Genomic DNA, 23,206 nt, shown 5'->3' with positions numbered 1-23,206 from the left:
ACTCACGCCCGCTCCTTCGCGATCCGGCTCCGTGATTGTTCACGGTAAATTGGCGCACTCAAGGGCGTCAATACCTGAAGCGAGAAAAGATCAGATCATTGCGACGGCTGGGATGCCGTGAGGTGTCGAATGACCCGGATTCATGGCATTTGCTCCCATGAATCTCTCGACCTATCGGGAATTGATCCCATCTCTGCGGTGTGAAACCGGGACAACACATCGACAGCAATCTATTTACAGATGAAAACCCCATGGCTACCCTGAGTTTCACACTCCTGAACTTTCGAGGATGACCGCGAACGTTTCGAGACGAGGTATCCATGAAGACCCTCCTGACCGGCCGGCGCAGGGCCGCGGCGGCGGCGCTGGCCGCCGTGCTCGCCGCGGCGCTGCTCGGCACCGCCGCCGATCCGTCGCCCGACCCGGCACAGGCCGACAACCCGATCGTGCAGACCGTCTACACCGCCGACCCCGCGCCGCTGGTCCACAACGGCCGCCTCTACCTCTACACCGGGCACGACGAGGACGGCTCGACCTGGTTCACCATGAAGGACTGGCGGGTCTGGTCCACCGACGACATGGTCAACTGGACCGACCACGGCTCGCCGCTGAGCATCGACACGTTCGCCTGGGCCCGCCAGGACGCGTGGGCGGGCCAGGCGGTCGAGCGGAACGGCAAGTTCTACTGGTACGTGCCGGTGGTCAACGACGCCACTGGCCGGATGGCCATCGGCGTGGCCGTCGCCGACAGCCCGACCGGCCCGTTCCGGGACGCCATCGGGCGCCCGCTCGTCGAGAACGGCGAGATCGACCCCTCGGTCTTCATCGACACCGACGGCCAGGCGTACCTGTACTGGGGCAACCCGAACCTCTGGTACGTGAAGCTCAACGCGGACATGACCTCGTTCTCGGGCTCGCCCGTCAAGGTCCAGTTGACGGCGCAGGGCTTCGGCTCGCGGCCGAACAACGCCCAGCGGCCCACCCTCTACGAGGAGGGGCCGTGGTTCTACAAGCGGAACAGCCTGTACTACATGGTGTTCGCGGCGCAGTGCTGCTCGGAGTTCATCGCGTACTCGACCTCCCCCGGGCCGACCGGGCCGTGGACGTACCGGGGCACGATCATGCCGACGCAGGGCTCCAGCTTCACCAACCACGCCGGGGTCATCGACTACAAGGGAGGGTCGTACTTCTTCTACCACAACGGCGCGCTGCCGGGCGGCGGCGGTTTCACCAGGTCGGTGGCCGTCGAGAAGTTCAGCTACAACGCCGACGGGACGTTCCCGACCATCAACATGACCTCGACGGGGGCACCGCAGATCGGGACGCTCAACCCTTATGCGCGCCAGGAGGCCGAGACGATCGCCTGGGCCAACGGGATCGAGACCGAGCGGGCGAGCTCCGGCGGGATGAACATCGGCTGGATCGAGAACGGGGACTGGGTCAAGGTCAAGGGCGCGGCGTTCGGCACCGGTGCGAGAACGTTCACGGCCCGCGTCGCCTCGGCGACCGGCGGCGGCACGCTCGAAGTCCGGCTCGACAGCCCGACCGGGACCCGCGTCGCCGCGTGCACGGTCGCCGGGACCGGCGGCTGGCAGACCTGGACGAACGTGTCCTGCCCGGTCAGCGGCGCGACCGGCACGCACGACCTGTACCTGCGGTTCACCGGCGGCAGCGGCTACCTGTTCAACGTGGACTCGTGGCAGTTCGCGGCGTAGGAACGCGGAACGGGCCTCCCGTGAGGGAGGCCCGTTCCTTCATGCGCGGTAACAGGTCAGACCAGGGCCCAGCTCTGGCTCGACGAGCCGTTGCAGGTCGCCAGGACCACTCCGGTGCCGTTGGCGGTGCCGTTGTTCACGGTGCCGAGGCAGAGGCCGGACTGGACGCCGGTGATGGTGCCGTTCGCGTTGACGTTCCACTGCTGGTTCGCCCCGCTGTGGCAGTCCCAGATGATGATCCGGGTGCCCGGCGCGGTCCCCGCGCCCTCGGCGTCGAGGCACTTGTTGCCGTAGACCTGGAGCTGCTTCGACGCGGTGGCCGTCCACTGCTGGTTCGCGCCGGTGTGGCAGTCCCACAGCTGGAGCAGCGCGCCGTTCGAGGTGGACTGGGCCGCGACGTCGAGGCAGCGGTTCGCCGCGGCGTTCCGGACCTGGTCGGTCTGGGCGGGCGGGGTGGAGGAGAACTGGCTGATGAAGTTCCAGACCTCGCCCTTCACCCAGCTGCGGGCGCCGCTCTCGCAGCCCGTGCAGCCGTCGACCGGGCCCTGCTGGTGGCCGCCGTCGAAGGCCGCCCAGCGGACCGGCTTGCCGTCGCGGCACGAGTAGTTGCTGGTGATGTGCGTGCCGCTGCCGGCGGCGGGCTCACGCGGGCTCATCGCCGCGCAGCCGTTGTTGGCCACGAAGCGGTCGCGCATCGCCCGCGCGTTCGGCATGCTGTCGTTCACGCCCTGGATGCCGAAGTACGCCACCGCGCCCGAGCCGCCGCTGCAGCCGCTGACGGGACCGGGGACGGCGATGGCGATGACCGCGCGGAACACGTCCGGGCGGGCGCAGGCGAGGGCGTAGCTCATCGCGCCGCCGTAGCTGAAGCCCAGCGAGAACCGCTGCGACTGGTCGACGCAGAGGTCGGCCTCGACGCGGCGGATCATGTCGTCGAAGAACGTGACGTCGATGCCGTTGCCGTTGGCCCAGGCGTTGTTCTGGCCCTGCGGGGCGATGAAGATCGCCGAGCCGTTGGAGAGTGCGTCGAGCCCGTAGTGGGCGTAGACGGCGCCGTCGGAGCCGCCGGAGGCGACGTCGTTGGCGGTGCCGCCCCACCAGTGGTTGCCGAAGATGAGCTTGTGCGGCTTGTTTCGGTCGTAGTTCGCAGGGACCTTCAGGATGAAGCTGCGGTTCTGGCCGCTGCTCTGGATCGTGTGGGTGCCGCTGTTGAGCGTCGGGGCCTTGCCGCAGCCGGTGCTGGCCGCCGCGGTCACGTCGGCGGCCCGGGGCGTGTCGGCGGCCTGCGCCGTCGCCGCCCCGGCCGTCGCCATGACGATCGCGGCGGCGAGGCACGCGAGTACGGATCTGAATCGCGACATCGGACGAAACTCCTCGTGGATAGGGCTCATGGGAGACCTGCGGGTCGGCAGCGCATGAGAGGTCCGGTGCGGAGGGTGCGGCCGGGCCCCGGCTGGAATCGCTCCCAACCGGCGCGGGGATCAGGCCGTGCGGTGCCTTGAATATCGACGTTAGTCTATATAGATTGGATCTATGAGGTCAAGACCCGGGAATAATCGGAAGTTTGCAGATGTATGTCCCTGTGCGACAGGGACATACATCGGATGTCTAGCGCGCCAAGCGATCCGGGTCGCCCTGTTCGGCGCGGCGGACCAGCCAGGCGTCGGTGATGTGCGCGAACATCGCCTCGGCGGCGCCCTCGGGGTCGCGGGCGGCGATGCGCTCGCTGATGCGGCGGTGGCCCCGATTCGACGCCTCGCAAAGGGCGCGTTCGGTCTTGCCCATGTAGCTGGACGTGTTGATGACCTGGCTCTCGAGCGAGCGCACGACGGCGCGCGCGATGCGGTTGCCCGAGGCGCGCATGACGGTGTCGTGGAAGGCCCTGTCGTGCTCGTGATAGGACTCCGGGTCGTCCACCAGCTCGTCCATGCGGTCGACGAGCTGCCGCATCTGGTCGACGGCGTCCTCGTCGGCGACGCGGGCGGCGACGTTCGCCATGTCGGATTCGAGGAGGCGGCGGGTGACCACGACGTCGTCGAGGATGCCGAGGGTCGCGTCGTCGTCGATGACCGCGGCGAGCACCAGCTCGTCGAGCAGGTTCCACGAGGTCGGCGGCAGGACGGCGGTGCCCGAGCCCTGCCGGATCTGGACCAGGCCCTTCTCCTGCAGGACCTTCACGGCCTCGCGGACCACGGTGCGGCTCACCGAGAACGTCGCGCAGAGCGCGTGCTCGGCGGGCAGCGTCGACCCGGCCGGGTAGTCGCCGCGCACGACGCGCCGCACCAGCTCCTCGGTCACGGCCTTCGCCAGGTTGACGGGCCGCCGCGACCAGGTCGGGGGTTCGGGCTCTTGCACCGTGCGGCGCTGCACTGCCGTCATCGTTCCTCCGGGGCTCGGGGTCGCCGCCCAGTGTACGTCATCAGTCCATTGACGTAAGACGTCATACAAGTTACGTTTACTGGCGACCCTGTGAGCCGGACCCCTCCGGTACCCCTACAGAGAGTGATCTGCGATGAAGCGACGAGCACTATGGTCGACCGCTCTGGTTGCGCCCCTTGCGCTCTACGGATGCGGCAGCGCGGCCGGACCGGACTCCTCCGGCGGCGGCGACGGCGGCACCCTCGTGGTCTGGGACTGGAAGTCCGGCGACGCGACCGCCGAGTCCTACATCGAGGCGGCGAAGGCCGACTTCGCCGCGAAGCACCCCGACGTCGAGGTCGAGTTCGTGGCCCAGCCGTTCGACCAGTACTACAACCTGCTGGGCACCGCGATCCAGTCCGGCGAGGGCCCCGACGTGATGCTCTTCAACGGCGGCGGCCAGCTGCGCGACCGCACCGACGCGCTCCTGCCGCTCGAGGACTACCTCGCCGAGGACATGGACCGCCTGGCCGGGTGGGAGGCGTTCACCGCCGACGGGCACGTCTACGCCGCGCCCGTCACCTTGCAGGGCCACCCGATCTACTACAACAAGGCGCTCTACGAGCAGGCCGGGCTCGACCCCGAGGCCCCCGCGGCGACCTGGGAGCAGTTCACCGCGGACTGCGCCGTCATCAAGGAGGCCACCGGGGCCGACTGCTTCGCGCTGGGCAACAAGGAGGGCATCGGCATCCAGTTCTTCCTCTCGGGGATGGGCTCGGGCGTGCTGACCCCGGAGGAGTACGACGCGTGGATCGCGGGCGACCGCGACTGGACCGCCCCGGGCGTGAAGCGGGTCTTCGAGATGTGGGTCGAGGCCGAGCAGGCCGGGCTCAACAACGAGGGTGTGAACTCCACCGCGATGTTCAACGACCAGTTCGCGGTCTTCGACGCCGGGGACGCCGCGCACACCATCGGGCTCATGTCCGATGTGGGCCACTGGAAGGACTTCGGCGAGTTCCTCGGCGCCGAGAACGTGGGCGTCATGCCCGCGCCCGTGGCCATCGCCGGGGCCGAGCCGAGCCTGCCGTACGACGGCGGCATCGGGTACGGCGTCGCAGAGTGGACCGCCGACCCCGAACTCGCCGCCGACCTGGTTCGCTCGCTGTCCTCGACGGCCGCGCTGGAGGCGTTCTACGCAGACGCGGGCGCGATCGCCGCCGACACCACGATCGACGCCTCCAGTTCGGGACCGGCCACCGCCGAGATCGTCGACGCGATCCAGACCGGGAAGCCGGCCCTGCACGTGGCGCTGTCGGCCGAGACGATCGAGCTCATGGGACGCCTGTCGCAGCAGCTCCTCAGCGGATCGGTCACTGTAGACGACGCCCTCGCCCAGCTCGCCGAGAGCGACCAGGCGGGTTAGGGATGCCGGGCACGCAGACCCCGGTCCGGACGAGTGAGGGCGTCCGGACCGGCCCTCAAACTCCGCGGCGCCGCGCGAGATCCGGGCGCGGCGCCGCGGGCCGGTCCCGGGCCGAACGGCTCGCGCCGTACGTTCTCATCGCCCCGGCCGTCCTCGTCATCGGCGCGTTCCGCCTGTACCCCTTGGGACTCGGCGTGAACTTCTCGTTCACCGGCGACGGCGAGCGGAACGGCCAGGCCGTCGGGTTCGACAACTACGCCGCACTGTTCGAGGACCCGCTGTTCACGGCTTCGATGAAGAACGTGGGCCTGCTCGTGCTGCTCCTGCCGGTTGCCGTGGCGATCCCGGGGCTGCTCGCGACGTTCGTCTACCTGCGGGTGCCCGGGCACCGCGTCTACCGGAGCGTCTACTTCTTCCCCGCCGTGCTCTCCCCGGTGATCATCGGGGCGATCTTCAACCTGCTGCTGGCCTTCGACGGGCCGGTCAACGCGCTGCTCGGCACCGTGGGACTCGGGCCGGTCGACTGGCTCGGCGACCCCGGCATCGCGATGTACGCGGTCGTGGGCGTGCACATCTGGGCCACGTTCGGGATGGCGCTCGTGGTGTTCCTCGCCGGGTTCGCCACTTTGGACGCGTCGCTCATCGAAGCGGCGCGCATCGACGGCGCGTCGATGCCGCGCGTGGTCTGGCACGTGATCGTGCCCGGGCTCTCACGGACCATCCAGTTCGTCGTCGTCACCACCATGATCGGCATGCTCACCTCGATGTTCGGCCTCGTCTACGTCATGACCGGCGGCGGCCCCGAAGGCTCGACCTACCTGCCCGAGTACTACGTGTGGTTCCAGCAGGGGCAGATGGGCCGCCCGGCCCTCGCGTCGGCCGCGTCCACAGCGCTCTTCGGCGTCATGCTCGTGGTCGGGCTCGCACAGATCGCGGTCCTGCGCCGGGCCGGGAGGGAGGACTGATGGCCCCGCTCCGCGCCGGACGCTGGCTCGCCGCGATCCCCATGGCCGCCTTGGCGATCGCCACCGTGTACCCACTGGTGTTCACCGCCAACGTCGCCATGAAGACCCGGCAGGAATACGTGCTCGACCGGTTCGCCCCGGCCGAGGGCCTGCGCTGGGACGCGTTCGCCACCGCGTGGGAGAACGCCGACATGGGCCGGTACCTCGCGAACTCGGTCCTGGTCGTCACCGGCGCGGTCGCGCTCCTGCTGCTGTTCGGGTCGATGGCCGGATTCGCCTTGAGCCAGTTGCGGTTCCGAGGGTCGAGGCTGCTGTACCTGGCCGTGCTCTCGGCGCTGTTCATCCCGTTCCAGGTCATCATGGTGCCGCTCGCGCGGACCATGGGGCAGGCCGGGCTCATCGACACCTACCCGGGGCTGATCCTCGCGTACGTCGCACAGTTCCTGCCGTTCACGGTGTTCCTGATGACGAGCTACTACAGCACGATCCCGGCCGAGATCCTCGACGCCGCCCGGATCGACGGCAACTCGGCGTACGGGGTCTACGGCCGGATCATGCTGCCGCTCGGGCGGCCCGCGCTCCTGTCAGTGGGCATCCTCAACGCCCTGTTCTGCTGGAACGACGTGCTCATCGCGCTGCTCATGATGCCCTCGCCCGAGCACCGCACCCTCATGGTCGGGGTGACCTCGCTGCGCGGCCAGTACTCGGCCGACATACCCACGTTCGCCGGGGGCGTGCTCATCGCGGCCCTGCCGGTGCTCGCGCTCTACCTCTGCTTCCAGCGCCAGATCGCCACCGGCGTCACCGCCGGGGCCACGAAGGGATGACATGCGGATCACCGGTTACCGCACGCTGACGACCGTGCAGGAGTGGGCGCGGCCCGTCGGGGACGCGAACGGCGTCCTCGCCGACGGCGTGACCACCGTGCCGGTCGTGCTGGTGGACACCGACGAAGGGCTCACCGGAGTCGGGATCGGCTCGCACTTCGGGATCGACGCGGTCTTCGGTGCGATCGACGGCGAAGACCCGCGGAGCGTCACCGCGCTCTACGACCGGATGCAGCGGTGGGCCTTCAAGGCCGGACACGGCGGGGCCCTGTTCGGGACGATCGGCGCGCTCGACACGGCCCTGTGGGACCTCAAGGCGCAGTACGCGGACGAGCCGCTGTGGCGGTTCCTCGGCGGCCGCGACCGGGTCGTGCCCGCCTACGCGTCCGGGCTCGACATCGGCCTCGACGACGAGGGCCTGGCGGCGGCCTACCGCGTGTACGCCGAACGGGGCCTGCGCGCGGCCAAACTCAAAGGGGGCCTTGACGTCGCGGCCGACCGGCGCAGGCTCGGCATCGTGCGCGACGTGCTCGCCGAAGCGGGCGCGGCGCGACCGGGCCTCATGCTCGACGCGAACGAGACGTGGTCGCGCAAGGAGGCCGTGCGCCACGTCCGCGAGATCGAGACCACTGTGGACCTCGCGTGGATCGAGGAGCCCGTGCGGCGCTGGGACGCCGAGGGGCTCGCGGTCGTGCAGCGCGGCGTGCGGGCGGCCGTGGCGACCGGCGAGAACCTGACCGGGCTGGAGCAGTTCCGCCCGCTCCTCGCGGCGGGCGGCGTGGACGTCGTGCAGACCTCGGCCGTCGGCGGCGTCACGCACTTCCTGCGCGTCGCCGCGCTCGCGCACGCCTTCGACCTGCCGGTGAGCCCCATCGGGAACGCGCCGGTAGGGCTGCTCCACGCCGCGACCTCCGTCCCCAACCACCTCGTGAGCGAGCTGCAGGATCTGCGCCCGCCCGTCGGCGTCACCGCCGACCTCGACATCGAGGACGGCGCGTTCGTCCTCGGCGACTCCCCCGGCCTGGGCCTCCGCGTCCACGAGGGAGTCATCGCCGGGCTCGGGCACGAGCCGCGCCCGGCCGACCCCGCAGGGCCGGGCGTCAGGCCCGCGCGCGCGGGGCTGCGCCTGCTGGCCAACGCCTTGCAGGGCAATGCGTCCGATCGATCCCCTGCTCGCCGCGAAATGGAGGATCCCGAGGCGCCGCCCGCCCGGCGAGTACCCGTCACCTAGCAACCCCGCCTCGCCAATGAAGGAAAGGCACAACGCCATGCGGCACTCACCCCCGCTCCGTTCACCGCAGAAGCGGATCCCCGCCCTCGCGGCGGCCCTGCTCCTCGCCGTCGCCGGAGCCCTCGCGGCCCTCGGCGCCTCCCCGGCCCAAGCGCAGACCGCGTACACCTACTACGTCTCCCCCAACGGCGACGACAGCAATCCCGGCACCGCCGCCCAACCGCTCAAGACGCTCACCGAGGCCCAGAAGCGGGCCCGCACGGCGGCCGGAGCGGGCGACGGCGACGTCGCCGTCAACCTCCTCGACGGCACCTACCGGCTCTCGAGCGCGTTGCGGTTCAACGCGAGCGACTCCGGGAAGAACGGCCACACCGTCACCTGGAAAGCCGCCGACGGGGCGAAGCCGGTGGTCACGGGCGCGCAGCCCGTCACCGGATGGACCCTCGACGACGCGAACGCCGGGATCTGGCGGGCCGACGTGGGCACCGGCTTCGACACCCGGCAGCTCTATGTCGACGGCGTGCTCGCGCAGCGGGCCCGCACCGGCATCGCGGCGGGCGACATGACGTTCAACGCCTCCGGGTTCACGCTCAACAACGGCAACTTCGACTACCTCGCGTCGCTGCCGGACAAGCAGCGCATCGAGTTCCAGGCCCTCCTGTCGTTCACCAACCGGTTCGCGCCCGTGCAGGGCATCAGCGGCCGGACCGTGACCATGCAGCAGCCCGCGTGGAACAACAACACGTACGGGTACGACACGATCCAGAGCCCCTTCCGGGGCCCGACCTACTACCTGCTCAACTCCAAGCGCTTCCTCGACCAGGGCGGCGAGTGGTACCTCGACACGACCGCCGGGCGGCTCTACTACAAGCCGCTCTCGGGCCAGAACATGGCGAACGCGAAGGTCGAGCTGCCGCGTTTGCAGACGCTCATCGAGGTCGGCGGTACTTACGACGCGCCCGTGCGCGGCCTCGTGTTCTCAGGGCTGACGTTCACCGGCACCACCTGGCTCGAGCCGGGCTCGAACAACGGGTACGCGAACCAGCAGACCGGCACGTTCATCACCGGCGTCCAGTCCCAGCGGCCCGCCGACGCGTTCACCTCGTGCAAGTCCGGCTGCAAGGGCTTCGAGGCCGCGCGCAACTCCTGGGCGCAGGTCCCGGGCGCGGTGCAGGTCTCGGCCGCCGACGGGATCACGTTCGCGGACAACCGCTTCGTGAACCTCGGCTCCGTGGGCCTGGGCATCGGCAACGACGCCAACGCGCACAGCACCGGGGTCGGCCTGGGCGCCAAGAACATCAAGGTCCTGCGCAACGAGTTCACCTCCAGCGCGGGCGGCGGGATCGTGGTCGGCGGGGTCCGGCCCGACGCCCACCACCCTTCCGACACGCGGATGGTCAACAGCGACATCCTCATCAGCGACAACAGCGTGCACGACACCGCCGTCGAGTACCTCGACCACGCGGCGATCCTCGGCACCTACGCCACCCGGCTCACGATCGACCACAACTACGTGTCGGACATGCCATACAGCGGCATCAACGTCGGCTTCGGCTGGGGCGCGAACGACCCCGGCGGCAGCCCCGAGTACCTCAACCGGGGGCTCTACGACTTCCAGCCGATCTACCAGACGCCGACGACCTCAAGGGAAGTGCACGTCACCGGCAACCACGTCCGCAACGTCGTGGAGACGCTGTGGGACGCCGGGTGCATCTACTCGCTCTCGGCGCACCCGAGCAGCACGGTCAACGGGAACTTCTGCGAGAACAGCGGGCAGCTCGGCCTGTACTTCGACGAGGGCTCGCGGTACTTCACCGCGAACGGGAACGTCTTCCGCAACACCGCAGGCCAGTGGGCGCACGCCAACAACCAGAACAGCAACCTCACCGGGAACATGACGCTGACCGGGAACTTCACCACGAACTCGGCCATCACCGGGCTCGTGGACGGCCAGCGCGGCAACACCGTCAGGAACAATACGACGTTCAACGCGGGCTCGCCTCCGGCTGCGGCGTCGCAGATCATGGCGGACGCGGGGCCGCGCGAGGGCGGGGGCGGCGCGACTACGGGCGTGCTGCGCTCGCAGAGCGCGAACCGGTGCCTGGACGTGCCGAACTCGGCGACGGCGAACGGCACGCAGGTGCAGATCTGGGACTGCCACACCAACGCGAACCAGCGGTGGACGTATACGGCCGCGAAGGAACTGACGGTGTACGCCGACGGGAACCGGCGGTGCCTGGACGCGTCGGGCGGCGGGACCGCGAACGGGACCCTGGCCATCATCTGGACGTGCCACGGCGGCGCGAACCAGCAGTGGAACCGGAACGCGGACGGCACCATCACGAACGCCGCGTCAGGGCTGTGCCTCGACGTGTCGGGGCTGGGGACGGCCAACGGCACGAAGGTGCACCTGTGGTCCTGCACGGGAGCGTCGAACCAGAAGTGGACGCTGGGCTAGGCCCGGCCTGAACCGGTGACGGCGCGGCCCTCGCGGGCCGCGCCGTCGCCGTTCTCGTCAGGGTCGTCCTTGCAGGGCATCGGGGTCGGTGCGGTCGCGGATGAGGAAGAGCGCGGCGACCGCCAGCAGTGCGTACAGGAGCACTGAGGCCCCGGCGAGGGCGACGAGCGGGTCGGTGCCGCCGGTGGCGGCTTCGTCGATGCCGCCGGTCGCCAGGAACGTCGACGGGTCGGTGGCGGCGTGGAGCAGCACGGGCCAGATGAGGAACCGCGTGGCGCGGAGGGTCAGGTACATGGCGACGCCGAACGCGAAGGTGAACCCCATCGTGGCGGCCACTGTGGCCGGCGGCTGCCCGGAGAGGAGGTTCGTGGCGTGCATCAGGGCGAACAGCAGCGAGGACAGCAGCATCACGGCGAGCTCGCCGAATCCGCGGCGGCGGAGCATGTGGATCACGATGCCTCGGGCCAGCACCTCCTCGGCGAAGCCGATGAGGAGCCCGGCGGCGTAGGTCATGGCCACGACGCCCGCGGTGTACCGGCCGTAGTCGGTGCCCAGGATCCGCAGGAGCGCGGCGAGCACCACGATCAGCGGTGCGATCCACATCCATGCCCGGCCGGGGACCGGCTGCCGTCCGAACAGGGGGCGGGACCAGCCGAGGAGGGCGACCGTTCCGGCCAGCAGCGCCGATCCGGCGGCGAGCGGGAGGAACAGGGCGAGGAACACGGTGGCGGTGTCGGCGAACATGTCGTCGGCGATGCGGTCGCCGAACAGGGCGCTCATGAGCAGTCCGGCGCCGCTGTAGAGCACGAGGTAGGCGGCGGTGAACGCGACGGCCCGCCACCAGCCGCCGCGCTCCATGAACGTCCGGAACCATCCTCGGTCGGTTTCGACGGCCATGCGCACCTCCGGTTCGGCGGGGACGGGCGGGCCGTCTTCACTCCACAGTGTATCCGTGGAGCGGCGTGCGCGCGGCTAGAAGAAGTCCCAGCGGGGGTGGGCGGTCTCGGGTTCGAGGGTCGCCTTGAGGACGGCGCGCTTGCCGGTGCGGACGACGAGGCCTTCGGCGGTCTGCTCCCATTGGGGGCGTTCGGATTCGCCGAAGAGGGCGACGTCCTTGATCTTGGCGGCGAGGAGTCCGGCGCCGGTGCCGAAGGAGCGGATCGTGTAGGCGCCGTCGACCGGGTCGCCGAGCGGCACGGCGTAGACGTATTCGGCGCCGAGGTGGGAGCGGGAGGTGAAGCGGAAGTCGGCGCCGGTGAAGACGCGGTCGGCGGCGTCCACGAAGGAGCCCGCCTGGATCGTGGTGGGGCCTTCGCCGGAGACGGCCCAGGGGCGGGTGCCGTAGATCGCCTCGCCGTTGACCTGGAGCCATTTGCCGAGGCCGACAAGGAGTTCCTGCTCTTCGTCGGCGATGGTGCCGTCGGCTTTGGGGCCGACGTTGAGGAGGAGGACGCCGTTCTTGGCGACGACGTCGACGAGTTCGACGATGAGGTCGTCGGGGCTCTTGTAGTCGTGGTTCGGGACCCACGACCAGGAGTTCTTGGACACGGAGGTGTCGTTCTGCCACACGAAGGGGCGGATCTCCCCCATCGCGCCGCGTTCGATGTCGTAGACCGCCGAGCCTTCGGCGAAGGCGTCCCACTTGTAGTTGATGACGACTTCGCGGCCCCATTCGGCGGCACGGTTGTAGTAGTAGGCGCCGAGCTGGGCGAGGTAGGGCTTGAACGCGGGGTGCTCGATCCACCAGTCGAACCAGAGGACCTGGGGGCGGTACTTGTCGATGATCTCGACGGTGCGCAGGAGCCAGTCCTCGAGGAAGCGCGCGTTGGGGGCGGTCTCCTTGCGCTGGGCGGGGCCGTAGAAGTCCTGTGTGCGGGGGTCGAGGACGTCGGAGTCGAACTTGGTGCCGCCGTTCATGAAGAACCAGTGCTCGGCGCGGTGGGAGGAGGCTCCCTTGACCATCCAGGCGTCGTCGACGGCGGCGACGAGGTCGCCGAACACGTCGCGCTGCGGGCCCATCTTGGCGGCGCTCCAGCGGGACCGGTCGGTGTCGTACTGGGTGAAGCCGTCGTGGTGCTCGGCGACGGGGACGACGAACTGGGCGCCGGCCTTGCGGAACAGCTCGGCCCAGGCGGCCGGGTCGAACCGCTCCATCTTGTACGAGGGGATGAAGTCCTTGTAGCCGAAGTCCTTCTGGTCGCCGTAGGTCGCGACGTGGTGGGCGAACGCTTCGGAGCCCTGCTCGTACATGTGGCGGGAGTACCACTCGCTGCCGAAGGCGGGGACGTTGTAGACGCCCCAGTGGATGAAGATGCCGAGCTTGGCGTCCTGGTACCACTCGGGGACGGTGTACCGCTGGAGGGATTCCCAGGTGTCGGTGTAGGGGCCGGCGTCGATGACGGCGCGCACGGCCGCCAGCGCCTCGGTGTTGTCGGAGACGTCGACGGGGTCGGGCAGGGTGTCGAGGTCCAGCGGCGGCAGGCGGTCGGTCATGACGGCTCCTCTTGAGCTGCGGCAGTCAAAAACGAAACGTTACGTGTTGAACGCTGACAAGCTAACCGCCGACTGCCGCCGCTGTCAAGGCGAGGGCGGTTGACGTGGCGAACGGCCGGGCCGTAGATTGGTGCGAAACCTTTCGTGTCGAGTGGAGTGAGCGTGGCGACGTACAAGGACATCCAGCGTCTGACCGGGCTGTCGCTCTCGACTATCTCGAAGCACTACAACGGGCTGCCCGTGCGCGCCAAGAACCGGGAGGCCATCGAGGCCGCCGCCGCCGAGCTCGGGTTCCGGGTGAACGCGTTCGCGCGGGGGCTGCGCTCGCGCCGGTCGCGGACCGTGGGCGTGCTGCTCCCGGCATTGGACAACGAGTTCCACCTGGCGATCATCTCCGGGCTCGAAGCGGCGCTGCGGCCCGACGGCATCAGCGTCCTGGTGTGCGCCACGCGCCCCGAACCCGGTGAGGCCGTGGAGTTCCTGCGCAGCAGGATGGTCGACGGGATCGTGGCGGTGCCGTCGCCGGGCGACGTGGAGGCGCTGCGCCGGGCCGTGGAGCAGGGCATCCCGGTCGTGTCCGTGGACTGGACGGACACGGAGTTGGAGTCCGACCGGGTCGTGCTCGACAATGCGGGCGCGGGCGCGGCCGCCGCGCGCCACCTCGCCGACCACGGGCACCGGAGCTTCGCCGTCGTCGGCGGCGACCCGGCCATCTCGACGACCCGGGAGCGGACGGCGGGGTTCCTTGCGGCGCTTGCCGATCGCGGCATCGAGGTGCCCGACTCGCATGTCCTGCGCGGGCCGCTGACCGTGGACAGCGGTATCGAGGCGGTCGAGCGCGTCCTGTCGATGTCGCAGCGCCCGACCGCGCTCTTCGCGGGGAACTACGAGCTCACGGTGGGCTCGCTCATCGCGCTCGGCGACTCCGGCCTGCGGGTCGGGGTCGACCTCTCGGTCATCGGGTTCGACAACTTCGACCTCGCGCGGGTGGTGCGCCCGCGACTGACGATCGTTGAGCAGCCGACGGACGCGATCGCGGCCGAGGCCGCCGCGCTCATCCGCTCCCGGCTCGACGGCACGGCCGACGCGGCGCCGCGGATCAGGACCCTCAGCAGCCGGCTCGTCGTCGGCGCCTCGGTCGCGCAGATGCACGACCGACCCTCCGAGAGACTGGAAGACCTGTGCTGAAGACCGAGCTCATCCACCCGCCGATCCTCGCCGCGCTGGCCGCCGCCGGGCACGGCTCGCAGGTGCTCATCGCGGACGGGAACTACCCGGCCGCGACGGCGAAGCACCCGAACGCCGCGCTCGTGCACCTGAACCTGCGTCCTGGGCAGCTCACTGTGGACGAGATCCTGGAGCCGCTGCTGACGGCGGTCGTGGTCGAGTCGGCGACGGTGATGGTGCCGCCGGAGGGGACGGTCAGCGCGCACGCGGGCTACCGGGCCGCGATGCCCGGTGTGCCGTTCGCGGAGCTGGGCCGCCACGAGTTCTACGCGGCGTCGAGAGGTGCGGACGTGGCGCTCGTGATCGTCTCGGGCGACCGGCGAGCCTATGGGAACCTGCTGCTCACGATCGGCGTGACCCCGCAGCTGTAGCGAATCGACGGGATCGGCGTCGGCCGGGAGGGCGGACGGCCCGCGCCTTCCGGCGCGGGCCTTTCGCAGACGCGGCAGTTCAGCCGCGCGCACGGCCCCGCCGGAGCGTTGCCGCCCACGGCCGGCCGTTTCGGCCACGCGAGTGAACCGTTCAGGGGCGGAGGCGGAAGTCCTTGTGGGTCGGGCGGAATCCGGCCGCTTCGAGGTGCGGGGCGAGCGGGGTCGCGAGGGCCGAGTCGTCGTTGACGCGTTCGATCGCGAGGCTGCCGGTGCGGTCGGCGAGGGTCGCTTCGGCGAGGGCGGCGGTGGCGGCCTTGAGGCTCACGTCAGCCGACCAGTCCTCGTCTTCCGTTGCGGGCCATGCCAGGAGGGTCTTGCCGCCGCGTTCGAGGTAGAGCACCAGGCGGCCGTCGACGAGGACCACGACCGCTCCGGCCTTGCGGCCGGGCTTGTGGCTCGACAGCGGTTCGGGCCAGGGCAGCGCCGCGCCGTAGGCGTTGGCGGGGTCGGCGGCGGCGAGCACGGCCGCGCCGCCCGCCGGGTCGCGTTCGAGGCGGGACGCGGTGGCGCGCAATCGGTCCACCGCGCCGTCCATGGCGAACTGGGCCGCGCCGAGCCCTTCGACGACGTACCCGCGGCGGGCCTTCCCGGTCTCCTCGAACGCCGACAGCACACGGTAGGCCTTCGCGAAACCGCCCTCGACGGCTTCGGCCCCGACCGCTCCGCGCGTCACGACGCCGTGCCGGTCCAGCACCGTGCGGGCCAGCGCGTGGGCGCGGACTGTGGGTTCCGGTTCCGGTTCGGGCAGCAGGGACCAGCGTCCGGCCACTGTGGCGGTGCTCGCGAGGGGCGCGCTGTCGGTCCTGATGTCGCGCCAGCCGACGGGCGCGCCGTAGCGGCCGCGCGGCGCGGAACGCTTGGCGCGGTGGGCGGTCGCGCCGGGCGTGCGCCCGGAGCCGAGGAGGGCGCGGAGCGGGGCGAGCGTGTCGTTGGTGACGCGCCCGGACCAGGCGAGGTCCCAGAGGGCGTCGGCGAGGCGGGTGTCGGAGGCTTCGGTCTCGGTGCGGACGCGTTCGGCGAGCTGCCTGAAGAACAGTCCGTAGCCGCCCGCGAGGGCGTCGAGCAGGGCCCGGTGGACCGCGTCGAGTTCGAGGGGCTGCGGTTCGGGCAGGAGCAGGCGGGCGGCGTCGGCCGGGTAGAGCGCGATCCAGCCGTCCTTGCCGGGGAGCGCGCCCGCTCCGGCCCAGACGACTTCGCCGGAGGCGGTGAGCTCGTCGAGGAGCGCCGGGGCGTAGTCGCCGACCCGTGCAGCCAGGACGAGCTTCTCGAGCGCGGACGCGGGTACGGCTACGCCTTCGAGCTGTTCGACGGCGCGGGCGACGCCGTCGATGCCCTGGAGTTCGCCCGTCCCGACGTGCTGCCACTGCGGCAGGAACTCGGCGAATGCGACGGCCGGGACCGGTTCGAGTTCGCGGCGGAGCGCGGCGAGCGAGCGGCGGCGAAGTCGGCGCAAAACCGTTGCGTCGCACCACTCCTGGCCTTGGCCGTCCGGGTGGAACTCGCCTTCGACGAGGCGGCCGGAGGCGGCGAGGCGTCCGAGCGCCCCTTCGGCGACGGCCGTGCCGAGGCCGAAGCGCGCGGCGGCCTCGCCCGAGGTGAACGGGCCGTGTGTGCGGGCGTAGCGGGCGAGGAGGTCGCCGAGCGGGTCGGCGACGGGTTCGGTGAACGCGGCGGGGAGGTCGGGCAGGGCGGTGCCGAGTGCGTCGCGCAGGCGGCCCGCGTCCTCGACGGCGGCCCAATGTGCTTGTCCCGCAATGTCGACGCTGATCGCGCGGCGGGCGGTTCCGAGCTCCCGGGCCCAGGCCGGGTCGGCGCCGCGTTCGGCGAGTTCGGCTTCGGTGAGCGGGCCGAGCAGGCGCAGGAGGTCGGCGACGCTCTCGGCGTCGCGGGCGCGGCGGTCCTCGGTGAGCCACTGGAGTTCGCGTTCGAGCTGCGCCAGCGCGTCAGGGTCGAGCAGTTCGCGCAGCTCGGCCTGGCCGAGGAGTTCGGCGAGGAGCTTGGAGTCGAGGGAGAGCGCGGCGGCGCGGCGCTCGGCGAGCGGGGTGTCGCCCGCGTACATGAACTGGGCGACGTAGCCGAACAGGAGCGAGCGGGCGAACGGGGACGCCTCGGCGGTGGTCGTCTCGATGAGGCGCACTTTGCGGGACGCGATGTCCCCCATGAGTTCGGCGAGCCCGGGCACGTCGTACACGTCCTGGAGGACTTCGCGGACGGCTTCGAGGATGATCGGGAACGACGGGAACTCCCCCGCGACTTCGAGGAGCTGCGCGGAGCGGAGGCGCTGCTGCCACAGGGGCTGGCGTTTGCCGGGCTGGCGGCGCGGCAGGAGCAGGGCGCGGGCGGCGGCTTCCCTGAAGCGGGACGCGAACAGCGCGGAGCCGCCGACGGCCTCGGTGACGAGGGCGGTGACCTCGTCCTTGTCGAAGACGAGGTCGGCGGCGTCGAGCGGGTGACCGCCCTGCTCGTCTTCGCTGAAAGTCTCGGGCAGGCGCAGGACGATCCCGTCGTCGTGGTGCATGAGCTGCGGGTCGACGCCGTAGCGTTCGCGCAGGCGCGCGCCGAGGGCGAGGGCCCAGGGGGCGTTGACCTTCGCGCCGAAGGGCGAGTGGACGACGACGCGCCAGTCGCCGAGCTCGTCGTGGAAGCGCTCGACGACGATCGTCTGGTCGTCGGGGACGCGGCCGGTGGCCTCGCGCTGCTCGGCGAGGTAGGCGAGGGCGTTGCGGGCGGCGAACTCGTCGAGGCCCGCCGCGAGGAGGCGCCGGTGCGCGGCGTCGCCTTGCAGGGAGCCGAGTTCGCGCACGAACGCGCCGATGGCGCGGCCGAGTTCGAGGGGCCTGCCGAGGTTGTCGCCGATCCAGAACGGGAGGCGGCCGGGCACGCCGGGCGCGGGCGAGACGACGACGCGGTCGCGAGTGAGCTCCTCGATCCGCCACGAGGAGGTGCCGAGGGAGAACACGTCGCCCACGCGGGACTCGTAGACCATCTCCTCGTCGAGTTCGCCGACGCGGCCGCCGCCGCGCTTCGGGTCCGTTCCGGCGAGGAAGACCCCGAAGAGGCCCCGGTCCGGGATGGTGCCGCCGGAGGTGACGGCGAGGCGCTGCGCGCCGGGGCGGCCGGAGATCGTGCCGGTCTCGCGGTCCCAGACGACGCGGGGACGCAGCTCGGCGAACGCGTCCGAGGGGTAGCGCCCGGCGAGCATGTCCAGTGTGGCGTTGAACGCGGAGGTCGGCAAGGACGCGAAGGGTGCGGCGCGGCGGACGAGGTCGAGCAGGTCGCCCGCGTCCCAGTCGTCCATCGCGGTGATGGCGACGAGCTGCTGGGCGAGGACGTCGAGCGGGCTCTGCGGGATCGTGAGGGCCTCGATCTGCCCGGCGCGCATGCGTTCGGCGACGACGGCCGACTGGACGAGGTCGCCCCTGGTCTTGGGGAAGAACACGCCTCGGGAGGCCGCGCCGACCTGGTGCCCGGCGCGGCCGACGCGCTGGAGGCCGGAGGCGACGGACGGCGGTGCCTCGACCTGGACGACGAGGTCGACCGCGCCCATGTCGATGCCGAGTTCGAGGCTGGAGGTGGCGACGACGGCGCGGAGCCGCCCGGACTTGAGGTCGTCCTCGACCTGGGCGCGCTGCTCTTTGGAGACCGAGCCGTGGTGGGTGCGGGCGAGGATCGGCGGCGCTCCCGGTGTGACCGAGGCGTTCCCCATCGTCTCGGCGGGGCCGTGGTGCTCGTCGAGCCTGCGGCCGGTCTGGCGTTCGTACTCGATCTCGTTGAGCCGGTTGGAGAGGCGCTCGGCGACGCGGCGGGCGTTGGTGAACACGATCGTGGAGCGGTGCTGCTCGACGAGGTCGGTGACGCGCTCCTCGACGTGCGGCCAGATGGAGCTGGTCGCGCGGGCCTCGGCGGCGGAGGCGGACGCGGTGTTCGGGGTCGCGCCGAGCTCGCCCATGTCCTCGACGGGGACGACCACGGAGAGGTCGAAGACCTTCTCGGACGGAGGCTGCACGATCTCCACCGTCCTCTGAGGAGAGAGGAACCGCGCGACCTCCTCGACCGGGCGGACGGTGGCGGACAGGCCGATGCGGCGGGCGGGCTTCGGCAGGAGCGCGTCGAGGCGTTCGAGCGAGAGCGCCAGGTGCGCGCCGCGTTTGGTTCCGGCGACGGCGTGGACCTCGTCGAGGATGACCGTCTCGACTCCGGTGAGCGCTTCGCGGGCGGCCGAGGTGAGCATGAGGAACAGGGACTCGGGGGTGGTGATGAGGATGTCCGGCGGGCGGACGGCGATGGAGCGGCGCTCGGACTGCGGGGTGTCGCCCGAGCGGACGGCGACGCGGATGTCCGGTTCGGGCAGGCCGAGGCGGGCGGATTCGGCGCGGATGCCGTCGAGGGGCGCGTTGAGGTTGCGTTCGACGTCGACGCCGAGGGCCTTGAGCGGGGAGAGGTAGAGGACGCGGCAGCGGTGCTTGGGGTCTTCGGGCGGCGGGGTGCGGGCGAGGCCGTCGAGGGCGGAGAGGAACGCCGCGAGCGTCTTGCCCGAGCCGGTGGGGGCCACGACCAGGACGTCCTTCTCTTCGGCGAGGGCCTGCCAGGCGCCGGTCTGGGCGCTGGTGGGCGTGCCGAAGGCCCCGGTGAACCACGCGGCGGTCGCGGGCGAGAACCGGGCCAGGTGCGGGTGGGGTTCCATGGGGTCCATGGTGCCCGCCGGGTGTGACAGGCGTGCGCGGATCGGGAGTTCCGGCGCGGCCGCCCCGAGACGAGGCAGGGCGGCCGCGCGGCCTTGAAACCAGGCGTTATTGCACCTGGAAGCCCTGCGTGGAGCCGTAGTCCTCGAGGTTGGACTGCCAGGCCTCGAGTCCGGCGTTGAGGTCGGACTGCTCGGTGTAGGCGGTGCCGACGGTGTCGGGGAACACCGAGTTGGCGTAGACCTGGAACGGCAGGTACTGGAAGCCGGTGGCGACGTTCGCGGAGGCGGCGACGCAGACCTCGTTGATGAGCTGGCCGCCGAAGTACTCGGGGGCCTTGCCGGTGAACTCGGCGGATTCGAGTTCGGCGGTGGTGGAGGGGAAGCCGCCGCTCTCGAGGAACACGGCGATGCTCTCGGGCGAGCTGTTGAGCCAGCGCAGGAACGCGGCGGCCAGGGCCGGGTTCGCGGACTGCTTGAGCACCGATTGGGCGCTGCCGCCGTTCTCGGCCGTGACGGGGGTGCCGTCGTAGCTGGGGACGGGGGCGACGCGCCAGTTCCCGGCGCCTTCGGGCACGGAGCCTTCGAGGATGCCGGGCATCCACGCGCCGATGATGAGGCTGGCGACGGTGCCGTTGGAGAGGGCCTTCCACCAGTCGTCGCTCCAGGTGGGGATGGGGGCGAGGAGGCCGGGGCCGAGCATCCGGTTCCACAGGTCGGCCCAGCGCTTGGAGCCCTCGTCCTGGAGGTCGATGCCGACGGTGGTGCCGTCGACGGTGTAGGGGCGGCCGCCGGCCTGCCAGATGAGGGGCTGGGCGTAGCCGGGGTCGCCGGCGTCGTTGGTGAGGAAGCGGTTCGGGTCGGCGGCGTGGAGGGCCTCGGCGGCGGCGACGTACTCGTCCCACGTGGCGGGGACGGCCAGCCCGAACTGGTCGAACACGGCCTGGTTGTAGAGCATGACCATGGGCCCGGAGTCCTGCGGGAGGCCGTAGATCCCGCCGAGGTTGACGGCGGCCCAGGTGGAGGCCGTGTACTGGGCTTCGAGGTCGCCGAAGCCGTACTGGGCGAGGTCCACGAGGGAGTCGGAGAGCGCGAACTGCTGGAGGGCGTAGTACTCGATCTGGGCGACGTCGGGCGCACCGGAACCGGCGGCGACGGCGTTCTGCAGGGCGGTGTACTCGTCGGTCGCGGTGCCCGCGTTGACGACTTCGACCTCGACGTTCGGGTAGGCGGCCGTGAAGGCGTCGGCCTGGGCCTGGCCGGAAGGGGTCCAGGTCCAGTAGGTGAGCTTGCCGCCTTTCTCGAGGGCGGCGTCGAGGTCTTCGGGCTTGCCGGTCGCGGCCTCTTCGGCGTCGTCGCCGCAGGCGGCGAGCGCGGAGACCGCGAGCGCGGAGGGGACGGTGCCGATCAGGGTGCGGCGCTTCAGGTTTGACATGAGGGTTCCTTCACTTCGTTGCGGGGTTCGGGCGGTTCAGCCCTTGACGCTTCCGGCGCTGAGGCCGGACTGCCAGAAGCGCTGCAGGAGGACGAAGATCGCGACGATCGGGATGATCGTGACGAGCGATCCGGTCAGGACGAGGTTGAAGATCGGTTCGGCGGCGACGCCGGAGGCCTGCTCGCTCCACTGGTTGAGGCCGACGGTGAGCGGGTACCAGTCGGGGTCGGAGAGCATGATGAGCGGCAGGAAGTAGTTGTTCCAGGTGGCGACGATCGCGAAGAGCGCGACGGTGACGATGCCGGGCGCGAGGAGCTTCACGGAGATGGTGAAGAAGGTGCGCATCTCGCTCGCGCCATCGATGCGGGCGGCCTCCAGGATCTCCTTGGGCACCGATTCGAGGGTGTAGACCCAGACCAGGTAGAGCCCGAAGGGGCTGATGAGCGACGGCACGATGATCGCCCAGGGCGTGTTGGTGAGTTCGAGCTCGCTGAACAGCAGGAACGTCGGGACGGCGAGGGCGGTGCCGGGCACGGCGATCGCGCCGAGGATGACGGCGAAGTAGGCCTTGCGGCCGGGGAAGTCGTACTTGGCGAGCCCGTACCCGGCGAGGGTGGCGAGGAGGGTCGCGCCGCCCGCACCGAGGACGACGTACAGGAGGGTGTTGCCGAGCCAGCGCAGGAAGATGCCGTCGTTGTACGTGAACGTGCCGACGATGTTGTCCCACAGGGCGAACGAGTCGCCGAAGGCGAGGCCGAAGCCGTCGAAGAGGTCAGCCTGGGTCTTGGAGGCGTTGATGAACAGCCACGCGAGGGGCACGAGCGCGTAGAGGAGGAACAGTCCCATGAGGATGGTCATGGTGAGCGACTTGCGCGGGCGGGTGACCGAGTGGCGCGGGCGGCGGGCCCGGGGGTGGATCGTGCGGTGGGCGGTGCTCATCTAGCGGTCCTCTCTGCGGGTGCCGCGCAGCTGGACCACGTAGGCGATCACGGCGGTGATCAGGCCCATGACGATGGCGATCGTGGCGGAGTAGTTGTACTGCTGGCCCGCGAAGCTGAGGTTGTAGGCGTACATGTTGGGCGTGAAGTAGCTGTTGATGACGTTGTTGGCCAGCGGCTTGAGGACGTTGGGCTCGTTGAACAGCTGGAAGCTGCCGATGATGGAGAAGATCGTGGCGATGACGACCGCGCCGCGCACGGCGGGCAGTTTGATGGCCTTGACGACCTGGAGGCCGCGCGCGCCGTCGATCTCGGCGGCCTCGTACAGCTCGTGCGGGACCGTCTTGAGCGCCGAGTAGAAGATGAGCATGTTGTAGCCGACGTACTCCCAGGTGACGATGTTGCCGAGGGAGGCGAGGACCCAGTCGGGCGCGAAGGGCCGCAGGTGGGTGCCGAAGGCGGCGTTGAGGTCGGCGGTGAGGCCGAACTGGTCGCCGTAGATGAAGCCCCACATGAGGACGGCGACGACGGCGGGCACCGCGTAGGGCAGGAAGATCACGAGCCGGAACAGGCCGGTGGCGTAGAGCCGGGCGCTGTCGATCGCCAGGGCCGCGATGAGCGCGAGGGCGAGCATGAGCGGCACCTGGACGAGGAGGAACAGCCCGACGCGGAGGACGCCGTCCCAGAACTGGGGGTCGGTGAGCGCGGTCCGGTAGTTCTCCAGCCCCACGAACCGGTTGCCGCCGACGAGCCGGTTCTGGAAGAGGCTCAGCCAGAGCGCGTAGGCCAGCGGGGCGATGAACACGAACGCGAACACGGCGGCGAAGGGGCCGGCGAACTGCCAGCCGCGCCAGTCGGGCCGGGCTCGGCGAGGGGCTTGACGGGGCATCACGTGATCGCTCCATTGCAGTGATGGACGGGGAGGCGGGTGTGGCAGGTGTGTACGCTAACGCAGAATGTTTTCGAAAACAAGACGAGTTTACCAAGATGTTTTCGATAAACTCGCTCGCGCGAGCCAGACTGA

At 70.5% G+C, this 23,206-nt stretch carries 16 protein-coding genes; 8 read left to right on the top strand and 8 right to left on the bottom strand.

Features of this window, described 5'->3' with window-relative positions:
- Positions 1 to 320: 320 nt before the first annotated feature.
- Complete coding sequence (locus tag ACGGCP_RS13760; RefSeq protein WP_392965629.1) at positions 321 to 1,715, top strand: glycoside hydrolase family 43 protein; 1,395 nt, start codon at positions 321 to 323, stop codon at positions 1,713 to 1,715.
- 56 nt (positions 1,716 to 1,771) lie between these two features.
- Here ACGGCP_RS13760 and ACGGCP_RS13755 read toward each other — a convergent pair whose 3' ends face one another.
- The gene (locus ACGGCP_RS13755; RefSeq protein WP_392965626.1) at positions 1,772 to 3,076 is read right to left on the bottom strand and encodes a ricin-type beta-trefoil lectin domain protein; all 1,305 of its coding nucleotides are present in this window, start codon (positions 3,074 to 3,076) and stop codon (positions 1,772 to 1,774) included.
- Between the two features lie 247 nt (positions 3,077 to 3,323).
- Entirely contained in the window at positions 3,324 to 4,094 is a 771-nt protein-coding gene (locus ACGGCP_RS13750; protein ID WP_392965624.1) for a FadR/GntR family transcriptional regulator, read from the bottom strand.
- Between the two features lie 133 nt (positions 4,095 to 4,227).
- Between ACGGCP_RS13750 and ACGGCP_RS13745 the strand changes: the two genes are divergently transcribed.
- From ACGGCP_RS13745 to ACGGCP_RS13725, 5 genes are read left to right on the top strand one after another with little or no spacing between them, the layout of a single operon-like run.
- Positions 4,228 to 5,496 carry an ABC transporter substrate-binding protein gene (locus ACGGCP_RS13745; RefSeq protein WP_392965621.1) on the top strand — a complete coding sequence of 423 codons (1,269 nt, stop codon included), beginning with the start codon at positions 4,228 to 4,230 and terminating at the stop codon, positions 5,494 to 5,496.
- Positions 5,497 to 5,498: 2 nt separating this feature from the next.
- Positions 5,499 to 6,461, top strand: coding sequence for a carbohydrate ABC transporter permease (locus ACGGCP_RS13740; protein ID WP_392965619.1), 963 nt, complete (start codon positions 5,499 to 5,501; stop codon positions 6,459 to 6,461).
- Complete coding sequence (locus ACGGCP_RS13735; protein ID WP_392965616.1) at positions 6,461 to 7,288, top strand: carbohydrate ABC transporter permease; 828 nt, start codon at positions 6,461 to 6,463, stop codon at positions 7,286 to 7,288. The genes ACGGCP_RS13740 and ACGGCP_RS13735 overlap by 1 nt, the downstream gene beginning before the upstream one ends.
- A gap of 1 nt (position 7,289) precedes the next feature.
- A complete protein-coding gene (locus ACGGCP_RS13730; protein WP_392965613.1) occupies positions 7,290 to 8,519 on the top strand; it encodes a mandelate racemase/muconate lactonizing enzyme family protein in 1,230 nt (409 codons plus the stop codon).
- A 37-nt stretch (positions 8,520 to 8,556) separates the two neighbouring features.
- On the top strand, positions 8,557 to 10,977 hold the full coding sequence (locus ACGGCP_RS13725) for an RICIN domain-containing protein (protein ID WP_392965611.1): 2,421 nt from the start codon (positions 8,557 to 8,559) through the stop codon (positions 10,975 to 10,977).
- A gap of 57 nt (positions 10,978 to 11,034) precedes the next feature.
- Here the strand turns inward: ACGGCP_RS13725 and ACGGCP_RS13720 are convergent, their stop codons facing one another.
- The gene (locus tag ACGGCP_RS13720) at positions 11,035 to 11,874 is read right to left on the bottom strand and encodes a CPBP family intramembrane glutamic endopeptidase (protein WP_392965609.1); all 840 of its coding nucleotides are present in this window, start codon (positions 11,872 to 11,874) and stop codon (positions 11,035 to 11,037) included.
- 75 nt (positions 11,875 to 11,949) lie between these two features.
- On the bottom strand, positions 11,950 to 13,470 hold the full coding sequence (locus ACGGCP_RS13715; protein WP_392965608.1) for an alpha-L-fucosidase: 1,521 nt from the start codon (positions 13,468 to 13,470) through the stop codon (positions 11,950 to 11,952).
- Between the two features lie 162 nt (positions 13,471 to 13,632).
- Between ACGGCP_RS13715 and ACGGCP_RS13710 the strand changes: the two genes are divergently transcribed.
- Both ACGGCP_RS13710 and ACGGCP_RS13705 read left to right on the top strand, forming a co-directional pair.
- The gene (locus ACGGCP_RS13710) at positions 13,633 to 14,658 is read left to right on the top strand and encodes a LacI family DNA-binding transcriptional regulator (protein WP_392965606.1); all 1,026 of its coding nucleotides are present in this window, start codon (positions 13,633 to 13,635) and stop codon (positions 14,656 to 14,658) included.
- On the top strand, positions 14,652 to 15,068 hold the full coding sequence (locus ACGGCP_RS13705; RefSeq protein WP_392965603.1) for an RbsD/FucU domain-containing protein: 417 nt from the start codon (positions 14,652 to 14,654) through the stop codon (positions 15,066 to 15,068). The genes ACGGCP_RS13710 and ACGGCP_RS13705 overlap by 7 nt, the downstream gene beginning before the upstream one ends.
- 151 nt (positions 15,069 to 15,219) lie before the next feature.
- On the opposite strand, the gene ACGGCP_RS13700 is transcribed toward ACGGCP_RS13705, so the two are convergent.
- The 4 genes from ACGGCP_RS13700 to ACGGCP_RS13685 form a co-directional block, all read right to left on the bottom strand.
- Positions 15,220 to 19,812 carry an ATP-dependent helicase gene (locus tag ACGGCP_RS13700; RefSeq protein WP_392965600.1) on the bottom strand — a complete coding sequence of 1,531 codons (4,593 nt, stop codon included), beginning with the start codon at positions 19,810 to 19,812 and terminating at the stop codon, positions 15,220 to 15,222.
- A 106-nt stretch (positions 19,813 to 19,918) separates the two neighbouring features.
- The gene (locus ACGGCP_RS13695; RefSeq protein ID WP_392965597.1) at positions 19,919 to 21,244 is read right to left on the bottom strand and encodes an extracellular solute-binding protein; all 1,326 of its coding nucleotides are present in this window, start codon (positions 21,242 to 21,244) and stop codon (positions 19,919 to 19,921) included.
- A 36-nt stretch (positions 21,245 to 21,280) separates the two neighbouring features.
- Positions 21,281 to 22,183, bottom strand: a complete 903-nt coding sequence (locus ACGGCP_RS13690; protein ID WP_392965594.1) for a carbohydrate ABC transporter permease — start codon at positions 22,181 to 22,183, stop codon at positions 21,281 to 21,283.
- Positions 22,184 to 23,071 (bottom strand): carbohydrate ABC transporter permease, encoded by an 888-nt coding sequence (locus ACGGCP_RS13685; protein WP_392965591.1) that lies wholly within the window; start codon positions 23,069 to 23,071, stop codon positions 22,184 to 22,186.
- Between the last annotated feature and the right edge of the window lie 135 nt (positions 23,072 to 23,206).

The sequence above is a fragment of the Glycomyces sp. NPDC048151 genome, from assembly GCF_043202775.1.
In the GTDB taxonomy this organism is placed as follows: Bacteria; Actinomycetota; Actinomycetes; order Mycobacteriales; family Micromonosporaceae; genus Glycomyces.
This window is presented reverse-complemented; position numbering and strand designations above follow the sequence as displayed.

What these genes read in the sequence shown, in the direction of transcription:
- ACGGCP_RS13695 (WP_392965597.1), bottom strand. Translation starts at nt 21,244, where the DNA reads ATGTCAAACCTGAAGCGCCGCACCCTGATCGGCACCGTCCCCTCCGCG.
- ACGGCP_RS13745 (WP_392965621.1), top strand. Translation starts at nt 4,228, where the DNA reads ATGAAGCGACGAGCACTATGGTCGACCGCTCTGGTTGCGCCCCTTGCG.
- ACGGCP_RS13735 (WP_392965616.1), top strand. Translation starts at nt 6,461, where the DNA reads ATGGCCCCGCTCCGCGCCGGACGCTGGCTCGCCGCGATCCCCATGGCC.
- ACGGCP_RS13750 (WP_392965624.1), bottom strand. Translation starts at nt 4,094, where the DNA reads ATGACGGCAGTGCAGCGCCGCACGGTGCAAGAGCCCGAACCCCCGACC.
- ACGGCP_RS13730 (WP_392965613.1), top strand. Translation starts at nt 7,290, where the DNA reads ATGCGGATCACCGGTTACCGCACGCTGACGACCGTGCAGGAGTGGGCG.
- ACGGCP_RS13755 (WP_392965626.1), bottom strand. Translation starts at nt 3,076, where the DNA reads ATGTCGCGATTCAGATCCGTACTCGCGTGCCTCGCCGCCGCGATCGTC.
- ACGGCP_RS13715 (WP_392965608.1), bottom strand. Translation starts at nt 13,470, where the DNA reads ATGACCGACCGCCTGCCGCCGCTGGACCTCGACACCCTGCCCGACCCC.
- ACGGCP_RS13685 (WP_392965591.1), bottom strand. Translation starts at nt 23,071, where the DNA reads ATGCCCCGTCAAGCCCCTCGCCGAGCCCGGCCCGACTGGCGCGGCTGG.
- ACGGCP_RS13690 (WP_392965594.1), bottom strand. Translation starts at nt 22,183, where the DNA reads ATGAGCACCGCCCACCGCACGATCCACCCCCGGGCCCGCCGCCCGCGC.
- ACGGCP_RS13760 (WP_392965629.1), top strand. Translation starts at nt 321, where the DNA reads ATGAAGACCCTCCTGACCGGCCGGCGCAGGGCCGCGGCGGCGGCGCTG.
- ACGGCP_RS13725 (WP_392965611.1), top strand. Translation starts at nt 8,557, where the DNA reads ATGCGGCACTCACCCCCGCTCCGTTCACCGCAGAAGCGGATCCCCGCC.
- ACGGCP_RS13700 (WP_392965600.1), bottom strand. Translation starts at nt 19,812, where the DNA reads ATGGAACCCCACCCGCACCTGGCCCGGTTCTCGCCCGCGACCGCCGCG.
- ACGGCP_RS13720 (WP_392965609.1), bottom strand. Translation starts at nt 11,874, where the DNA reads ATGGCCGTCGAAACCGACCGAGGATGGTTCCGGACGTTCATGGAGCGC.
- ACGGCP_RS13740 (WP_392965619.1), top strand. Translation starts at nt 5,499, where the DNA reads ATGCCGGGCACGCAGACCCCGGTCCGGACGAGTGAGGGCGTCCGGACC.